The sequence below is a fragment of the Streptomyces sp. NPDC001514 genome (assembly GCF_053597075.1).
In genome coordinates, this window is the sequence record NZ_JBSFHO010000003.1 from 344,634 (window position 1) to 362,189 (window position 17,556).

The 17,556-nt window shown below is 69.6% G+C and carries 18 protein-coding genes and 2 pseudogenes; 15 read left to right on the forward strand and 5 right to left on the reverse strand.

Annotated elements, in window-relative coordinates; genetic code table 11:
• The first annotated feature begins 37 nt into the window (after positions 1-37).
• The 10 genes from ACWCXB_RS06100 (at position 38) to ACWCXB_RS06145 (ending at position 10,884) form a co-directional block, all read left to right on the forward strand.
• Complete coding sequence (locus ACWCXB_RS06100) at positions 38-466, forward strand: hypothetical protein (RefSeq protein WP_450719475.1); 429 nt, start codon at positions 38-40, stop codon at positions 464-466.
• 109 nt (positions 467-575) lie between these two features.
• Positions 576-2,729, forward strand: a complete 2,154-nt coding sequence (locus ACWCXB_RS06105) for an alkaline phosphatase family protein (protein WP_450719477.1) — start codon at positions 576-578, stop codon at positions 2,727-2,729.
• Positions 2,730-2,794: 65 nt separating this feature from the next.
• Complete coding sequence (locus ACWCXB_RS06110; protein WP_450719479.1) at positions 2,795-4,294, forward strand: amino acid permease; 1,500 nt, start codon at positions 2,795-2,797, stop codon at positions 4,292-4,294.
• Between the two features lie 99 nt (positions 4,295-4,393).
• Positions 4,394-4,756, forward strand: coding sequence for a hypothetical protein (locus tag ACWCXB_RS06115; protein ID WP_450719481.1), 363 nt, complete (start codon positions 4,394-4,396; stop codon positions 4,754-4,756).
• Positions 4,757-4,848: 92 nt separating this feature from the next.
• Positions 4,849-5,019 carry a hypothetical protein gene (locus ACWCXB_RS06120; protein WP_450719483.1) on the forward strand — a complete coding sequence of 57 codons (171 nt, stop codon included), beginning with the start codon at positions 4,849-4,851 and terminating at the stop codon, positions 5,017-5,019.
• 1,401 nt (positions 5,020-6,420) lie between these two features.
• The gene (locus ACWCXB_RS06125; protein WP_450719485.1) at positions 6,421-7,239 is read left to right on the forward strand and encodes a CPBP family intramembrane glutamic endopeptidase; all 819 of its coding nucleotides are present in this window, start codon (positions 6,421-6,423) and stop codon (positions 7,237-7,239) included.
• Positions 7,229-8,503: a sensor histidine kinase gene (locus ACWCXB_RS06130; protein ID WP_450719487.1), complete on the forward strand. Its 1,275-nt coding sequence runs from the start codon at positions 7,229-7,231 to the stop codon at positions 8,501-8,503. The genes ACWCXB_RS06125 and ACWCXB_RS06130 overlap by 11 nt, the downstream gene beginning before the upstream one ends.
• Complete coding sequence (locus ACWCXB_RS06135) at positions 8,467-9,117, forward strand: response regulator transcription factor (protein WP_450719489.1); 651 nt, start codon at positions 8,467-8,469, stop codon at positions 9,115-9,117. The genes ACWCXB_RS06130 and ACWCXB_RS06135 overlap by 37 nt, the downstream gene beginning before the upstream one ends.
• Before the next feature lie 400 nt (positions 9,118-9,517).
• Positions 9,518-9,991, forward strand: coding sequence for a glyoxalase (locus tag ACWCXB_RS06140; protein ID WP_450719491.1), 474 nt, complete (start codon positions 9,518-9,520; stop codon positions 9,989-9,991).
• Between the two features lie 131 nt (positions 9,992-10,122).
• Positions 10,123-10,884: an SDR family oxidoreductase gene (locus tag ACWCXB_RS06145; RefSeq protein ID WP_450719493.1), complete on the forward strand. Its 762-nt coding sequence runs from the start codon at positions 10,123-10,125 to the stop codon at positions 10,882-10,884.
• A 103-nt stretch (positions 10,885-10,987) separates the two neighbouring features.
• Here ACWCXB_RS06145 and ACWCXB_RS06150 read toward each other — a convergent pair whose 3' ends face one another.
• The 3 genes from ACWCXB_RS06150 to ACWCXB_RS06160 form a co-directional block, all read right to left on the reverse strand.
• Positions 10,988-11,482, reverse strand: coding sequence for a DUF6650 family protein (locus ACWCXB_RS06150; RefSeq protein WP_450719495.1), 495 nt, complete (start codon positions 11,480-11,482; stop codon positions 10,988-10,990).
• A 301-nt stretch (positions 11,483-11,783) separates the two neighbouring features.
• Positions 11,784-12,218 carry a hypothetical protein gene (locus ACWCXB_RS06155; protein ID WP_450719497.1) on the reverse strand — a complete coding sequence of 145 codons (435 nt, stop codon included), beginning with the start codon at positions 12,216-12,218 and terminating at the stop codon, positions 11,784-11,786.
• Between the two features lie 260 nt (positions 12,219-12,478).
• On the reverse strand, positions 12,479-12,688 hold the full coding sequence (locus ACWCXB_RS06160) for a hypothetical protein (RefSeq protein ID WP_450719499.1): 210 nt from the start codon (positions 12,686-12,688) through the stop codon (positions 12,479-12,481).
• 604 nt (positions 12,689-13,292) lie between these two features.
• On the opposite strand from ACWCXB_RS06160, the gene ACWCXB_RS06165 reads away from it, so the two are divergent.
• A complete protein-coding gene (locus ACWCXB_RS06165) occupies positions 13,293-13,958 on the forward strand; it encodes a hypothetical protein (RefSeq protein ID WP_450719501.1) in 666 nt (221 codons plus the stop codon).
• Between the two features lie 95 nt (positions 13,959-14,053).
• Here the strand turns inward: ACWCXB_RS06165 and ACWCXB_RS06170 are convergent, their stop codons facing one another.
• Positions 14,054-14,407, reverse strand: coding sequence for a VOC family protein (locus tag ACWCXB_RS06170; RefSeq protein ID WP_450719503.1), 354 nt, complete (start codon positions 14,405-14,407; stop codon positions 14,054-14,056).
• A 143-nt stretch (positions 14,408-14,550) separates the two neighbouring features.
• Between ACWCXB_RS06170 and ACWCXB_RS06175 the strand changes: the two genes are divergently transcribed.
• The 4 genes and pseudogenes from ACWCXB_RS06175 to ACWCXB_RS06190 all read left to right on the forward strand — a co-directional run bounded on the left by ACWCXB_RS06175 (position 14,551) and on the right by ACWCXB_RS06190 (position 16,336).
• Positions 14,551-14,889 carry an RRQRL motif-containing zinc-binding protein gene (locus tag ACWCXB_RS06175; RefSeq protein WP_450719549.1) on the forward strand — a complete coding sequence of 113 codons (339 nt, stop codon included), beginning with the start codon at positions 14,551-14,553 and terminating at the stop codon, positions 14,887-14,889.
• A gap of 5 nt (positions 14,890-14,894) precedes the next feature.
• A pseudogene (locus ACWCXB_RS06180) lies at positions 14,895-15,313 on the forward strand (cell division protein FtsK); the annotation flags it as partial.
• Positions 15,308-15,576, forward strand: a pseudogene (locus tag ACWCXB_RS06185) (transposase); the annotation flags it as partial. The pseudogenes ACWCXB_RS06180 and ACWCXB_RS06185, both read left to right, overlap by 6 nt.
• A gap of 211 nt (positions 15,577-15,787) precedes the next feature.
• Entirely contained in the window at positions 15,788-16,336 is a 549-nt protein-coding gene (locus tag ACWCXB_RS06190) for a DUF1062 domain-containing protein (RefSeq protein WP_450719505.1), read from the forward strand.
• Between the two features lie 324 nt (positions 16,337-16,660).
• On the opposite strand, the gene ACWCXB_RS06195 is transcribed toward ACWCXB_RS06190, so the two are convergent.
• Positions 16,661-17,206 (reverse strand): GNAT family N-acetyltransferase, encoded by a 546-nt coding sequence (locus ACWCXB_RS06195; protein ID WP_450719507.1) that lies wholly within the window; start codon positions 17,204-17,206, stop codon positions 16,661-16,663.
• Positions 17,207-17,556 lie beyond the last annotated feature (350 nt).

The window sequence follows — 17,556 nt, forward strand, 5'->3', positions numbered from 1 at the left end:
AGGGTCGGCGACGACAGCCGACGCAGAGGGACGGTCCATGGACGACGTACGAAGCGATGCGCGAAGCGACGTACGAGTGGCGGCGATCGCCAGTCTGACCCCGCTCGAGGAGCTCGACAGCGATCCCTTCATCGTCGACACCCGCACCCAGCACGCCATGTGCGCACGCTGGGCCGCGGACAAGGGGTACGTGGTCACCCGGGAACTGCTGTTCTACGGGCTGCGCCCCGACCACTGCGGGCTCTGGGCGGATGTCGATGCGGGCCTCGTCGATCTCTTCGTCGCCCCCAACGAGCGGGTGCTCGCCCGCGCGCTCACCTCCGTGCCGGCGTTCTCCGCGGAATGCGAACGGCGCGGCGTGCGGCTCGAGACCGCAGGGCTCGACGAGCCGTCCTACGACGCCGCCATGAAGGCGAGCGTGCACCGCAGGCTCTCGATGCCGACGGCCGGATACGACGGCTGCTGAGCCGAGCCCCCGCCCCCGCCCCCGGTCCGCGGACGAAAAGGGACCGTGCCCGGGGTTGTGTCACGCTGGACACCGAGCGAATCGTGCGGGCGAGAGGCAGTGACCGGGCGTGGGCGAGCGGCGATGGCGGACGGCCGGCGGCGCCCTGTTGCGAGTGATCGTGGTGTGGGCCGTGTCCACGCTCACGATGCTCGCGCTCGCCGGGATCCTGCCCGACTTCGAGCTCCAGTCCGCCGACGGGGACAGCGCCACCCGGACGGCGATCACCGCGGCGTGGGGTGCGGGCGCCTTCGGTCTGCTCAGCGCACTCGTGTGGCCCGTGGTGGTCCGTGCGCTCCTGCTCGTCCCGGCCCTCGTACTCGGGCTCCTGGTGTTCTTCCTCAACGGCTCGCTGCTGCTGTTCGCCCTGTGGCTGATCCCCGACGGGCGCGGCGCCGCCGAACCGGAGACCGCGGTCGTGGTCGCCGCCGTGATGTCGGCGGTCGCCTCCGCCACCTCCACCGGACTCGCCGTCCGTGACGACAACGCCTACCGCCGCCGCCTCTCCCGCCTCGCCGACCGGCGCCGCCGCAGACGCGGTGAACGCATCGCGGGCAGCGCGCCGCCCGGCACGGTGTTCCTGCAGCTCGACGGGGTCGGGCACGCCGTCCTCGTACAGGCGGTCGAGGGCGGGCTGATGCCGACCGTGGCGAGCTGGCTCGACACCTCCCACCGGCTCACCCGCTGGCGCACCGACTGGTCGAGCCAGACCGGCGCCAGCCAACTCGGCATCCTGCACGGCTCGAACCACGACGTCCCCGGATTCCGCTGGTACGAGAAGGACACCGGCCGGATCATGGTCAGCAACCGGCCGGCGAGCGCCGCCGAACTCCAGCGCCGTGCCGTCGCCCGCACGCGCGACGCCGGACTGCTCGGCCTCGACGGGGCCAGCCGCGGAAACCTCTTCAGCGGCGGCGCCGACCAGCTCGCGCTCGTGCTCTCGGTGGCCGCCCGCCGCGGTCGCGCCAACCGCTCCCGGGCCGGATACTTCGCGTACTTCTCCGACCCCGCCAACGCCGTCCGTACCGCGGTCTCCTTCGTCGCGGAAGCCGTCCGCGAGATCGGCCAGTCGATCCGCTCCCGGCTGCGCGGCGACGAGCCGCGCGTCGGCCGCGGCGGCCTCTACCCCTTCATCCGGGCCTTCGCGACCGTCGTCGAACGAGACGTGGTGATCGCCGCCGTGATCGGGGACATGCTCGCCGGACGCACGGCCGTGTACGCGGACCTCGTCGCGTACGACGAGGTCGCCCACCACTCCGGACCGCACAGCCGGGACGCGGCGAAGGTGCTGGCGCGGATCGACCGCGCCGTCGCGCTGATCGCCACGGTCGCCGACCACGCGCCCCGCAGGTACCGGATCGTGCTGCTCTCCGACCACGGTCAGAGCCCCGGGGAGACCTTCGAGGGCGCCTACGGGCTGACGCTGAAGGATCTGGTGCGGGCCGGCTGCGGCCTGCCGGTGTCGCGCCGCGCCGGGCGCACCAGGAGCGGCGCGGAGGCCCGTGACGCCGCCCGTGACGCGCTGCGCAGCGCCCTGCACCGGCCGGTCGGGGACGAGAACGAGGACGAGGACGCCGCGGAACGGCAGACGGGCGGCTCCGATCCGCTCGTCCTCGCGTCCGGCAACCTCGGCCTGATCTCCTTCCCGGGTCTGCCGGGGCGGCTCAGCCGGGAGCAGATCGACCGCCACCATCCGGCCCTGCTGCGCACCCTCGCCAACCATCCGGGCATCGGCTTCCTGCTCGTGCGCAGCGAGCAGCACGGATCCGTCGTGCTCGGCAGGGACGGGGCGGAGCTTCCGGTGGACACGCTCGACGGCTCCGGGCCGCTGGCCGCGTTCGGGCCGGGGGCGGCGGACGCCGTCCGGCGCACCGATTGCTTCCCGCATGTCGCGGACATCATGGTCAACTCGATGTACGACCCCGACAGCGGTCGGGTGCATGCCTTCGAGCAGCAGATCGGCTCGCACGGCGGCCTCGGCGGTGAGCAGTCCCATCCGTTTCTGCTGTCGCCGTACGAGTTCTCCGAGCCGGTCGCCGACGGCGGCGAGCCGGCCGGGGCGGAGCAGGTGCACGAGGTGTTGCGGCGCTGGCTCGGCGAGTCCCTGGGCGATGCGCACGGCCCGCAGGTGCCGCTCGGCAGCGTGGAGGATCACCGGCCGGCGGGTGGCACGGAAGAAGCTTTTCCGGTCACCGGCGGGGCCGTACAGGACAAAAGCGAGTGATTTGGTGCAGCCTGCACCGTCCCTGACCATGGACGGGTTTGCACGAAGAAAGGCGCACCACCCTCATGACCACCACCGTTCCCCCCAGGGACACGATCGCAACCGTTTCCGGGGAACAGAGCAAAGAGCAGAAGCACACGCGGGGCGAGCACACGCGGGGCGAGCACACGCAGGGCGGTCACGCGCAGGGCGAGCACACGGACGCCGAGCGCACGGACGGCGAGCGCACGCAGAGCAAGCACACCCGGCGCTTCGGACTCCCCGTCGCCACGGCACTGGTCATGGGCAACATCATCGGCGGCGGGATCTTCCTGCTCCCCGCCTCCGTCGCCCCCTTCGGCACGATCAGCCTCGTCGCCTTCGCCGTCCTCACCGTCGGCGCGATCGCCCTCGCCCTCGTCTTCGGCCGGCTCGCCGAGCGCCATCCGCGCACCGGCGGACCCTACGTCTACGCACGCGAGGCCTTCGGGGACTTCGCCGGTTTCCTCGCCGCCTGGTCGTACTGGATCACCGCCTGGGTGTCGAACGCCGCGCTGGCCGTGGCCGCGGTCGGCTACCTCGACGTGCTCGTACCGCTCCATGACTCCAAGCCGGCCACGATCGGGGCGGTCCTGCTCCTGCAGTGGCTGCCCGCCCTCGCGAATCTGGCCGGCACGCGGTACGTCGGTGCCGTCCAGCTCGTGGCGACCGTCATGAAGTTCGTGCCCCTGCTCCTCGTCGCCGTCGGCGGGCTCTTCTTCTTCGACGCGGACAACCTGGGCCCGTTCGAGGCGAGCGGCAGCGGGACTGTCGGGGCGCTCTCCGCATCCGCGGCGATCCTGCTGTTCAGCTACCTGGGCGTGGAGTCGGCGGCCGTGAGCGCGGGCGAGGTCCGTGACCCCCAGCGCAACGTCGGACGCGCCACGATCCTCGGTACGGCCGGGGCCGCCGTGCTCTATCTGCTGGGCACGGTCGCGGTGTTCGGCACCGTCGCACACGACAGGCTCATCTCGTCCACGGCGCCGTTCTCCGATGCCGTCAACGCCATGTTCGGCGGTGCCTGGGGCGGCGCGGCCGTGGCATGCATGGCGCTCGTCTCGATTGTCGGCGCACTGAACGGGTGGACGCTGCTGAGCGCCCAGACGCCCTACGCGGCCGCCCAGGACGGCCTGTTCCCCGCGGTCTTCGCGCGCAAGCGGCGCGGGGTGCCGACGACGGGCGTGGTCGTGACCGTCGTCCTGGCCTCGCTGCTGACGGTTTACAACTACACCGCCGGCTCGGACGGCGTGTTCGAGATCCTGGTCCTGGTCACCACGTTCACGGCCACGGTGCCGTATCTCCTGTCCACGGCGGCGCAGATCCACTACCTGGCCTCGGGGCAGTCGCACCGCGTCAGCCGCGCCCGGCTCGTGCGCGACGGGGTGCTCGCGGCGGTCGCCGCCGCCTTCTCGGTGTGGCTGGTCGCGGGTTCCGGCTACGCGGCGGTCTACCAGGGCGTGCTGTTCCTCTTCGCCGGTGTCCTGGTCTACGCGTGGATGTCGGCGCGCAACCACAGGGCGGCCACCCGGGCGGCGAATTCGGCGTAACGGGTGCAGCGGGTGTAGGCCGGAGAGCGGATCCCGGCCCGAGGGGGGCGGACCGGGGACGGTTCGCGGGCACATCTGACATGTGCAGGAGGTGCGCCCGTGAACCGTTCCGCGCGCTGTGCAGTTGTTCGTGCCGTGCTCGTCGTGCTGCTGACCCTCATCGCCCTGTGGGGTACGCAGGCGGGCGCGGGCGCCGCGGCCGTACCGCTCCAGGGATCCGACACCCGGACCCCGGGCTCCTCCTCCCCGGCCGATCCGGTCGATCCGGCCGGGGAAGGCCAGCAGGACACCGCCGAGACGGAGCAGCCCGTCCCGCCCTGCCGCGCGGAACGGCGCGGCGCACAGGCCCGTGACCGGCAGGCCCCCGTGGTCATGCCTCGCCCGGACCCCCGCGGCGCGGCGGCCCCCGTGACGCCGCCGCCCGCACCGCTCCCGACGAGGTCCGTGGTCCTGCGCTGCTGAGGGAGCCGTACGGGCGGCCGGCCAGCACCTGCCCTACGGCCTTCCCGCTCACGACGGCCCATCACCCCTCGTCACACGTAAGGACCACAGCCATGCCCATCGACCCCTTCGCAGCCCTGAACGCCATGATCCGAGCCGAGGCCGCCCGCACGGGCCCGACCCCCGAAGCACACGAGTCGTCCAGGACCACCGCGCCGGAACCCGAACCGGCGAAGCGCGGCGACGCGCACCATCGCGACTCCGAGGACGACAGGACCCGCTGACCGGAAAGCGGGGACTGCACCACATCGCGCGGCATCCCACAGCACAGCACAGCACCGCACCGCACCCGTGCCGGCTCGCCCCGGCGGGTGCGGCGGGCGCCATCCGTCAGCCGCCTCGTTCGAACTATCGTGCCCCTGTGGGTTCACTCGTCGACCGCGCCCTGAACGGCCTCGCGGTCAACCCGGCGGCACCTTCGTCCGTTCTGCTGCGCCTGCTGCGCTGGGACGACGACTCGATCCGCTTCATCCTTCCCCGGCGCGGGAACCTGCCCGACGACGTCTTCGACGCGCTCCTGGCCCACCCGGAGGACAGGGTCCGCCTGAGCCTCGCCGAGAGCTGGACCGCGCCGCCGGAGGTGCGCGCCCGGCTTCTCGACGACCCCAGCCCGAAGGCGGCCCTGGCCCTCGCACTCGGACCCACCCCCTACCGGGAAGCGATCCCGCCGCTGCCCGACCACGCCTACGAACGTCTGCTCACCCATCCCCGCGAACTGGTGCGCCACGAGACGGCCTTCTCACCCACGGTCGCGCCCCACATCCTGGTGGGCCTGGCAGGGCATGACGACCCCGTCCTCCGCAGGGCGTCCTGCCGCGTCTGGGACAGGCTTCCCGCGACCGTGCGCCGGGCCCTGCTGGAGGACGACGACCCCGAGGTCCGGAACGCCGCACAGGTCCAGGCATGCCAGGACGGCGCCGCGCTGACCCTGGAGGCAGCGGACGAACTGGCCACCAGCGCATGGTTCCCCGAGATCGTGGCGCGGGCTTCGATCAGTGCCGAGGTGGCCGAGCACATCCTGCGGGCCGAGCGCCGGCCTGCCGCGCTCGCCGGGAACCCGTCGCTGCCCGCCGGCCTCGTGGAGCGGCTCGCCGCCGACCCCGATCCGAAGGTGCGTCTGCATGTGTCGGCACGCCCCGAACTCACCGAGGAGCAACGCGCCGCCATCGACTGGACCGTCGGGCCCGAGGACAGACTGGGCACCCTGGACTGGGTGTGGAAGGCCCGCGAGGACCCCGAAGTGCTCCGCCGGTGTGCGGCCTCCGCGCACGTGTGGCTGCGCCGCAGCGCGGCCGTGTGTCCGGAACTGCCCGCCGACATGGTGGAACTCCTCGCCGAGGACGAGGACTTCGCGGTCCGCCTGCTGCTGGCCGAATGCCACCCGGAACCACCTCCGGAGCGCGCGGGCCGACTCGCCGGCCGCTCGGCACTCGGCGCTGGTCACCCGGCGTCGGCGAGGTCGAGCCGTGCTCCCTGCGTGGCTTCGGCAGACGAAGAGCCGTCCGGGGCAACTCGGGTTCGGGCAGGGGGACTTCCCGCAGCCGCTCGGGGGTGTACCTGCCTACACCCCGGTCCGGCATCCAGACGCAAGGGCAGCGGCTCCGCCGGGCGGCATCGTCGACGGCATGCGAATGACACCTGTCGACATCAGGGCGATGGCCCTGTTCCTCGCCGTCACCTTTCTTACGGCCGGCGCGCTCGGCGCGCTCCAGCCGGTGACACGGATCCCCGGCGAGGTCATCCAGCTGACACAGTTCGGACCCGCACTCGGCGTGGGAGTTGCCGCACTGCTGTGGCCGGGGCGTGTACGGGCACTGCTCGCCGGCGCCCTGTCGGGCCGCAGCAGTCATGGGCTGCTCCTGATCGTCACGGCACCGCTGATCATCGCGCTGAGCGTCGGCGCGTACGCGGCGCTCACCGGGAACGTGCGATTGACGCGTCCGGATGCCCCGTTCGCGTTGATCGCCTCGGCACAACTGATCGGCGCGTGCGCCGAGGAGATCGGCTGGCGCTGCTTCCTGCAACCACTGCTGCGCACCCGCTTCGGCCCCCTTGCCGCCTCGGTCGCGGTGGGCGTGGCCTGGGGCGTCTGGCACGTCCAGGTTTTCGCGAGACACCCTGTGTACGCAGGGGCGTTCTTGACGGCGGCCGTGTCCATGTCGGTCGTGATGGGGTGGGCCCTCGAAGAGGTGCGGGCTTCCAGGCTGCTGTTCGCGGGGGGCTTCCACGCCCTGATCAACCTCGGCATGCTGCTGTTCATGGACGAGGAGTCGGGCGCGGTGCTTCCCATGGTGGTGTTCGGCGCGTCCTGCCTGGTCGCAGCGGGTCTGTGGACATGGGCGGGCGTCCGCAGGGCACGGTCGACGACGCCCGCGTCAGCACTGGCACCGGGGACGGAAGCGGCACCGGCTAAGCTCCACTCGATCATGGAAGATGTTCGATAAGCCACGCACGGTCGTCTCCCGCGCCTGCGTCGCGGTCGGCCGGTGCCAGCTGGCGAGCCTGCATGCCATCGCGGTGTCGGCGGTCGGCTCGCTCGTGGTGCTCGCCCTGCTGCTGGTGCCCGTGGGCGTCGGTTTCCGGCTGCTGCCGCCCGCCGCGCGGGCCTTGCGCACCCTGTCCGATCGCTCCCGCTCACGCGCCGCCCGATGGACGGGCGTCCATGTCAGTCCGCCCGAGCCCCTGCCCGCGGACCGCGCCCTCAACGCCCGCAAGAGGTCCGGCGCGATCCTCGCCGATGAGGGATTCTGGCGCGACCTGGCGTGGGCCTGGCTGGAGCCGGTGACCGGCGGGCTCCTCGTCGCCGTTCCCCTCGCGCTGATCCAGTACGGGGCGTTCGGCGCGCTGGTGCAGCCGTTCATCTGGCGGCTCATCGACGACGGCAACTGGTACGCGTTCGTCCCGATGCACAGCACCGCGACCATGCTTGCCGCGCTTGTCCTGGGGCTCGCCTTCATGGCCGCCGGCCTGCTCGCCGCCCCCGTCGCGCTCCGGCTGCACACCCGGGTGAACCGACCTCTGCTCTCGGCGCCCCGCAGCACCCAGCTCACCCGGCGGGTCGAGCGGCTCACCGACACCCGTGCCAGCGCCCTGGACGCTCTGGCCGCCGAACTGCGGCGCATCGAACGGAACCTGCACGACGGTGCGCAGGCTCGGCTGGTCTCCCTGGGGATGACGCTGGACCGTGCCACGCGCCTGCTGGAGACGGACCCGGCGGCGGCACGCCAGCTCCTGCTGGACGTCCGCAGATCGTCCGAGCGCGCCCTGCAGGACCTGCGCGACCTCGTCCACGGCATCCACCCGCCGGTCCTCGCCGACCGAGGCCTCGGCGACGCCGTCCGCTCGCTGGCGCTCGACAGCTTCCTCGACGTCCACGTCGAGGCCCGGCTGCCGGGTCGGCTCCCGGCACCGGTCGAGTCCGCCGCCTACTTCGCTGTGAGCGAGACGCTGACGAACGCGGCGAAACACTCCGGCGCCCGCGAGGTCGGCATAGCCCTGACGTACGAGAACGGCGTGCTGCGCGCGACCGTCACCGACAACGGTCACGGCGGCGCCGACCCGTCACGGGGCACCGGGCTGAGCGGCGTGCGACGGCGGTTGGATACCTTCGACGGCACCCTCGACCTGCACAGCCCGCAGGGCGGACCGACCACCGTGACGATGGAGATTCCGTGCGCGTTGTCCTCGCCGAAGACCTCTTCCTGCTGAGAGACGGGCTGACACGCACACTCCAGGAGCACGGCTGCGAGGTCGTCGCGGTGGACAACGGCCCCTCTCTGCTGCGCGCGCTCCTCGACGAGGGGGACACTGCACCGGATGTCGCGGTGGTCGATGTGCGGCTGCCGCCGACCTTCACCGACGAGGGCCTGCAGGCCGCGCTGGAAGCCCGTCGCCGACGGCCCGGCCTGCCCGTGCTCGTACTCTCCCAGTACGTCGAGCAGCTCTACGCGAACGAACTGCTGGCCGGGGGCGAAGGTGCCGTCGGGTATCTGCTCAAGGACCGGGTCACGAACACCGAGCAGTTCGTGGACGCGGTCCGCCGCGTGGCTGCCGGAGGCACGGTGATGGACCCTCAGGTCATCTCCAGGCTGCTGTCGCGCGGCGACGCCCGTGGCACGATCGGCAGCCTTACACCGCGCGAGCGCGACGTCCTCGAGCTGATGGCCGAGGGCAGGTCGAACGCGGCCATCGCCGGCGGCCTGCACATCAGCGAGAGCGCCGTCGCCAAGCACACGGCGAGCATCTTCGCCAAGCTGCGGATCAACCCGTCGGCGGACGACAACCGCAGAGTGCTGGCCGTTCTGGCCTATCTCAAGCGCTGAGGGCCGGCCACGGCCCTGACCGTCTCCGTGGTCCGGAACCGCTCACGGGTCTGATCACTCGCGGGATCAGACCCTTGACCTGGTACGCCGCGCGATGGATCGCACAAACCGGTACGTTGAGGTGCGAAGGGCATATCTCCGCCCTATATGGAGACGCACCATGCGCAAGATCGATACACGCTGCCTGAGTGCGGCCGTCGGCCTGGCCGCCACCTCTCGCCGTTATGCGGCTCACCTTCCACATCACCGTTGACGATCAATCAGGAAACCAGGCCCTGCGGTTGGCGGACGTGCCGCCGGACTGGGGCCGTGCTGCTGGATCGGGCGAGTGGAATGCGCGTAGCCACTGTGGAACATGGCGTATGCGGACGGCGCCTCTGCGAAACGGAAGGACATCCGCATGGATCTGAAACTCGAAGTCATCGTGCTGCCTGTCTCCGACGTCGATCGGGCCAAGAGTTTCTACGAGGCGGCGGGATTCCGGATGGACATCGACAGCGTCGCCAGTGAGGACTACCGGTGTGTGCAGTTCACGCCGCCCGGCTCCGAGTGCTCGATCATCATCGGCAAGGGGGTCACCTCCGCAGCGCCCGGCTCGGTCCAGGGCCTGTACCTCATCGTCTTCGACATCGAGGAGGCCCGCGCGGAGCTCGTCGGCCGCGGCGTCGAGGTGGGCGAGGTCTTCCACGATGCCGAAGGGCTCTTCCACCACGGCCACGATGCCGGAAGGGTCGTCCACCACGCCGGGGACGAGGGGCGGGTGGCCGGCCCGCACCCCGACCGTGCCGACTACGGCTCCTACGCCACCTTCAGCGACCCGGACGGCAACGGCTGGGTGCTCCAGGAGGTGAAGAAGCGGGCCCCTGGCCGCTGACGTGACAGGCGGGCGATCAGCAGCCTGAAGCGCGACAACACGACCAGAGACTGATACCCGGAGGTAAGGAAGGCGGGCAGCAAAATGAACCACGACGGCGACCCGACCGTCCTCGGCGGCGGGGCTTCGTCATGACTGCCGCACCCGGCGTCCCCGGCACCCACCGACGGCCTGACCTCGCCGACCAGACCGTCGTGGTGATCGGCGCCAGCGCGGGTATCGGACTCGAAACCGCCCGCCAGGTACGCGCCGACGGCGGCCAGGTGGTCATCGTGGGCCGCAACCCCGAACGGCTACAGCAAGCTGCGCTCGAGCTCAACCCCCTCAGCACAGCAGCGTTCGACGCCACCGACACCGACCGCCTCGAGCAGTTCTTCCAGGATCTGCCCGGCCCGGTCGACCATGTGATGCTCACAGCCGGCAGCCCCTCCTACATTCCCTTGGCAGACATGGACCTCGCTGCCGCCCGCCGTGAGTTCGACGAGCGCCTCGCCACGACACTCGGGGTCGCCCTCTACAGCCGTGACAAGGTCCGCGCCGGAGGCACGCTGCTCTTCATGGGCGGCACCGGCGGTCGGCGCCACGGTGTCGGCATGACTGTCGTTTCCGCCCTCACCGCGGCTCTGCCCGCCCTCACCGCCAACCTCGCGCTCGAACTGGCGCCGATCCGGGTGAATCTCATCGCAGCCGGATTCGTCGACACGCCCCTGTCGGCCTCGCTCCTGGGCGATCAGCTCGATGCCCGGCGCGAGGAACTGCGTGCCACGCTTCCCATCCGACGGGTCGTCGGCCCGGCCGACGTTGCCGCTCTGGCGGTACACATCATGTGCAACGACGCGCTCACCGGCGCAACGTACGACATCGACGGCGGCCAGCAGCTCATCTCCCACTGACTACCAGGGAAGAGCATCTCAGGTCACGGACGCGTCGAGGCGGGCGCAGACCGGATCAGCGCCGGGCGGCCGACGGCCGCCGAAGGCAGCGCCCAGATACCACTCAAGCATCGTCATCGGAGTCAGCAGCGGGTAGCAGGGCTTCCAGACCGTCCGAGAGCTCAAGTTTGTAGCACGCAGCAATCACCCCAAGTTGAATGCCGAACACTGCTCGGAGCTCACCGAGGGCTGCACCGAAGGAAGCGCTTCTCAGGCGGGTTGGCCTGCCAGCTGGTGAGTGGTTGGGGCCGACGATGTTCAAGAACTTTCGGCATGCGGCGCGCATCACCTTGAGGTGATCAGCAAGCTCTTCGCCTGTGTCGGGCTCCATCAGGATCTGGGTCAGCGTCTCCCGTATCTGCAGCACCGACGCGACACAATGCTCCGGGTCCCGAAGCGACTCCGCGAACCCGCGCTCGGTTGTTAAGACCCTTCGATCCTCCAGGTAAACGATGACCTTGTTGGCGACGACCCGTTGGGGCACGGGCGCCTCCCAGTCCAGGCCGCCAATTGGTGTGCTGAAGCCTTTGATACGACGCATGATCTCTGAAGCCCTCATGCCGGCATCGTATGAGGGGCTGCTGGCTGTACACCGACGTTGCTGTAGGTCGCGTGCTCTTCGGGGATGTGTGCGGCGCTGCCCGCAGCAACGCTGGCTCGCCCGCGCGTCGTACGACCTCCAACAGGTCATGCCAGGTCAACAGATCTACAACGGTGCTGATGCGGGTCCTTGTCTGCGCCTCACGCCCCAAACTGACCCCGGCTGAACGCTCGACCCTGCACGGAACTGCCACGCCTGCTGCTTCCCGTCAGATGGGGCACGCGAGGGGCATGAGCTCTTACAGCCGCGTCATGGCCGGTCAGTACCCCAAGATCTCGATGGGTTCGTACGTTCCATGGCGGAACGTGAAGACGGTCACCGCAGTGCCGTAATAGTTGCGGAAGTGGCCCCCGTAGCCGGGACCCGCCACATGTGGGGCGAGCAGGTCCAGGAGGTCACGGAGGTAGAGCATGGAGTCGTCGACCCAGTCCTTGCGTGCGAAGAGCTCCCACTCATACCGCTCGCCCGACTTGGTGAACTCCTGCACTGTGCGGCGCAAGGACACGACGTCCCCTCCGGGCAGACAACTGTTGTCGTTGTCCGGAGCGAGTAGCGGGTAGAGCTGCCCGTCGTCGTCGAGCTCCTCGGGGTACTCGGCATCCATGCCCAGATGCCAGCGCAAGGCCGTCATGACCGACTCTGGGGTGTCGTCGCGCAAGAAGCAGGAGAAGACGACTTCGTAGTGATCACTCATGGGCGCATTGTGTACGGCGGCACTGACACCGGGCACGACGGTCCAGGCCGGCGGAGTCTCAATCGCTCAGTCAAGCGCCATCGCGCGGCTCCTGGAGCACGAGTTCGGAAGACGCCGTATGCGGATGTCTGCTGAGCTTCGGTGGTGCTTGACCTGCACGGTAGGGGCTGTCGCCTCCGGTTCCCCGTGGTTCCCCGCTCGTCCCCGACTGATCGGGCACGCGTCGGGCACGCAGCTGAGGTGATCGCCTCGACCGCTCGTCATCCCGGATAGTCGGCTCGCCATGGGTAGTCGAAGGCTGCAACCCCGCCGAACTGTGTCGCTACTGACTTGAGCTCGTCCTCGCCGCGCGAGGCGGTGCGCTGGAGCGTGTGCATGCCGTCGCCTTCCGCCCAGCAGAGGTCGTCGGCGATGTAATCGGGGTGCCACTCGCGGACGACCCAGACCAGATCGAGATGAGGGTTCCGCACCCCGAGACGATCTTCGAGGTGGATTCCGGGACTCACAGCGACCCAGGCCTGCCACGTCGGCTCCGCGGCAGGACAGCCAGCTACCAGAGTTGTTCCGCGCCGGAGAGCGGCTAGGAGCTCTATCGGTTCCAAAGTGGACTCCGAGCTGGTGGACGGGGATGGAGGACAGCAGGGTAGAGGCGTTGGGCGTCGGCGGCCCAGTGAGGTCGATGGAGTCTGATTCGAAAATCCAGCACTTCCGCAGCTCAGGCCGGTTCCAAGGGACGCTCGCCGACGTTCCCCGCTGTTCTCCGTGGCTCGCCGTCCAGCCGGGCACGCAGGGGGCACTCATGCCCTTCCCGCTGTAAGTCGACGGTGGCTAGTGTTGTGACCGCCAAGGCTTGCCGACTTGGCTGGGCTGCGGGCCACCTACACGATTCGAACGTGTTCAATATGGGTTGATGGTCCTGGACACAGGCGGCTGCCTGGGCGTGTGGGGAACGATGGACGTTGACGAGGCATCCGTCCACCGTTGGACGGCACAGGCACCGCCGCAGTTCCAGGCAGACCTTCACACCTGGGTTGCCGTGCTTCGGGGAAACGGAGCAAACGACCGTCGCCGGCCATGCCCCTGGAACACGATCCGCGGCTACATGCTCCACGTCGTGGCCGTCCTGGATACCTGGACCACCTCACCTCGCTCAACGAAGTCACTGAGAACGAGGTGAAGTCGGCCGCCGTCAACTACTCGTACTTCACCGGGCTGCGGTCGCTCTTCAGGGCCTTGCGGCGCGAGCGCCGGATCCTCCGCGACCCAGCCCGGAACGTGCACCTCACAGCCCCCGTCAGGGTCCCCCGGGCCATTCCGTCGGACCGGCTCAGGGGGCTCCTGGAGCAAGTCCCGGGCGCTAAGGACAAGCTCGCCCTCGTCCTGGTCGCTGTCTATGCCATCCGCCCCAAGCAGGTTGCCGAGATCCGGCTGGACGATCTCAACCGATCGACAGGACGTCTGCGGATCCGCAGACCGAACCGGCTCGACCACGAGGTCTGCCTGGACGAGTTCGCCCTGCAGCTGGTCAAGCACTGGCTGGTCGAGCGCCATCACCGCTGGCCGCTGAGCGCCAATCCCTATCTGATCGTCAGCCCCATCACCGCATGCACGTCGACCGGCCCGCCGTCGGTGTCTCCAACTTCCAAGCGCTCCGCGATCGCATCGGAATCAACTTCACACGGCTTCGGCAGGACCGATTCCTCGACGAGGCACGAGAGACCGCGGACCCGGTCCGGCTGATGCGCTTGTTCGGAATCACCTCGCACACCGCGATCCACTACGTCCGCGCCGCCCACCCCGAGCGCTTCACCATCGACCCGACCCAGGCGTGAGCCTCACTGACGCCGCTGGCCAAGGACACAGAACTCGTTACCTTCGGGGTCTGCCAATACAACCCACGATTGATCACCCTGGCCAATATCAACACGCTGTGCGCCATGAGCCACCAGACGAGCCACCTCGGCGTCCTGGTCATCAGGCCTGAAGTCGAGATGCAGTCGGCTCTTGGCCTTCTTGCTCTCATCAAGCCGGACGAAGTCCAACCCCGGCAGGCGATCCGGCTCCGGGCGGATCTCGAACTCCTCATCAGAGGAGTGGACCACAACCCAACCAAGAGCCGTAGCCCACCACTGCCCCAAGGCCACCGGATCTTCCGAGTGAACAATTACCTGTTCCCATTCCAAGGTCATCTGCCGAGCTTAGACCTGCCAGGGCTTCGAAGAATAGGCACTCAGGCCTCTCTCATCGGGCTGAACCCGAGCGCGCTTCCCCTCGCGGAGCCACCGCCACCCGCAGGTTCGGCACACACCAGCGTTCAGATTCCGCGAACCCGCTGGTTTCCAACTACCCGTGGCGCCGTGCCCCGGACGGATACGCCACCCGGCGTCAGCTCCGTGCCCCTGGGCTGCGGTTCGGCGGGCAGCCCGTCGCCGCGCAGCTCATGCGCCGCTCACCTCGCCGCAAGTCGGGCGTCATGGTCGCTCACCTGTACCGGATCGACCGGGCCAAGCCGGTGAGGCCGATGACCTCTCGCAAGTGGGGCGCGCTCGCTCTGGCGATGCTCGCCCGCCGCACCTGCCCCCAGCGCCGACGCGATGCCGGATACGTCATTCCAACCTCGCTCGGCGCGTGCGTGACCTGCGCCTACCCGGAGGCAAAGCGCGCCGCCTGACCGAAGCGGGCCCGGGCTACCTGGGTCGACTCATGGGCCCCCGCCGCCGGGACGTCATTCCGGTGTGGCTGCGGTCGACGGCAGAGCTGAAAACCGCCGCGGCGTGGGTGGCCCGCCACTACGCGCACGCGACCGGGTATCACGCGCTGCGTGCCCCCATCTATGCCGCCCGCCTCACCTTCCAAGCCCCGGCCGGCGCGGCCCGGTTCATCGTTGGGACGACCTGAAGCTGTCGCGGCAGCGGGACGGCCGGGTGCGGCCGCGCACCCTCATCACGGTGCTGGCAATGTTCGTCGGCCTCGGGGCGGCGCTCGCCATCTACGTGCTCGCCCCGGGGTGGCTTCAGGCCCTGTCCGTTTCGGTGCTGGTGATGGCACTCGGGTTCAACGGCCGGCAGGCGGATGCGCCGGTGATCCACCGCTCCCGCCGTAACTGCCGCTACCTGCGCAGACGCTACATCAAGCACACCATCCCCGTGCCGCAGGACCAGCGGGCCAACCGCAAGCGCCGGGGCAGCAAAGGCGGTCGGCCCGCCGGCTTCGACAAGACGATCTACAAGCGTAGGAGCGAGGTCGAGCGGACGATCAACAGGCTCAAGAACTTCCGGGCCGTGGCCACGAGGTACGGCAAGCGGTCTTCCACGGCACCGTCACCGTCGCCGCGATCTGGCTCTGGCTTCGTCCATGATCCGCCGGACAGAACCTGGCGGTGAGGCGCTCGAAAACCAGTGGAGCAGCGCCGCTGTGCGCCATTACCGTGCTGCCGAACCAAGTCGTCTAGTCAAGGACGTGCCGTTGTACACCCTGTGAGACCTCCCGAGCGCTGAATCGTCGCGCGTCGCGCATGTGCGCCGCGCTCCTTTTTGCTGCGGACTTCTCACTGAAACCGGTGTACTTCTGTGCTCGAAAACTGGGTGGTCGTGCCCACCTGCCTGCCGCTCGTTCTCCGCCGTTGCCACGCGTGCGCGTCCGAACGCTTCCGGGCAAGCGGTAAATTTCGCGTCAACGCAAACCACAAGCTCATCGACGCCTGGCTCCTCGCGCTCTGTACCGCTTGCGGGGAAACTGCAAAGCTCACGGTCCTGGAGCGGATGAATGTGCGCTCCGTACGGCCTGAGCTGCTGGACCGGCTGCATGACAACGACCCTGGCCTGACAGCTGAGCTGCTCCAGGATCCGGTCGTGCGGCGCCGTAATCGCATCGCCCTCGACTGGGACAACGCCTGGCGCCTCGACACCGGCGGATCGGATTACCTGGACCGCGAGGTGATCGACGTCTCGGTCCGCTTTGCGGCGCGGATCCCTGTCCGGCCGGTGCGACTGATCGCTGAAGGTTGCGGTCTTTCGCGGGCCGAGGTCGAGAGACTGATCACGGAGGGGAAACTCGTTTCGGCAGTCCAGCTGAGCGGCAAGCTCTCCGGCGACTTCACCTTCATGCTCAAGCGCTGAGCCTTCCTCGGGACCAGGGGCCTGTCCGGCAAGATCCGCCGGACAGGCCCCAACGGCCGCGGGGGATGCTTTCGGCCGGCACCCTCCCCCGCCGACGCTCCCCGCCCCGGGCCTCGCGGAGCGCGGACTGCCGCGCGGCCTCCCACGCACTCGCGAGCTCGGCGAACAACTCGCCGAAATGTGCGCGTGAGACACCAGACAGAGCAGGACGGGAACAGGCCGCACGGGCCCAGGTCAGCTTCATAACTCACCCAACCCGTGCGGCCCTTCTCATGTCACGGCCCGACCAGGACGCTCACCATGTGCGCCGAGGCCGTAAAGCTGCTAGGCCTGAATCGCGTCTGCCGGGACCTCGAAGATGATCTCGAGCCCGTCGCGCTCGTCTCCCCGTTCGCCGACGCGCGTGAAACCGAAGCCCGTGATGGTGGCCAGAGACGCGTCGTTGTCGGATCTGATAGTGGCCCGCACGGTCCTGACATTGGGTTCGGCGGCGGCCCTGACGAGCAGCGCCCTCAGCATGGCGCGGGCGTAGCCCTGGCGGCGGTACCCGGGTATGACGGTGTAGCCGACCTCGACCATGCCGGCCTCGTCCGGCGGCCCGTGGAACCCGGCGTCGCCGACGACGGCCCCGTCCGGCTCGGACACCGCGGCCCGCGTGATCCAGGGCGCGGCAGACGGGTCCTTGGCGAGTTGGTCAGCGCGATGGCCGAAGATCCAGCGGGCCCGGTCGCAGACGAAGTATTCGTCAAGGGCGACCCCGGCCTCGGCGCTGCCGCCGGCGAGATCACCGTCGGCAAGCGCCCGCAGCGCCTTTGCGCTGAGCTCGACGAAGCGGACGCGTTTGGGGATGGAGAGAGGTTCGTTGTTCATCGCGGAGATGCTCGCCCCAGCACCGGAGGGCTGTCCACAGCTTTACGGCCTCGGCGGACATGGTGATCGTCCCGGGCGGGCCGTGACCTGAGAAGGGCCGCACGGACGCCGCGATACCTACGCCGAGACCCCTCTCGCGATCGCCTCACTCGTCTCCGACCGATCCGCGCAGCGGGCCACCCGCCGCCGGACGAGCCCGTTACTGCTTCTCACAACCCCGCGAGGCCACGCCATCGACTGGCGCGGCCTCGCCCGTTCCATCCTTGATCTTGCGTGGGTATCCCCGGCTTCGGCCGGGGAGGGAAACGCATCCTTGGCGCGGAGGTGCGAAGCGCCGGAGTTCTCTTCGT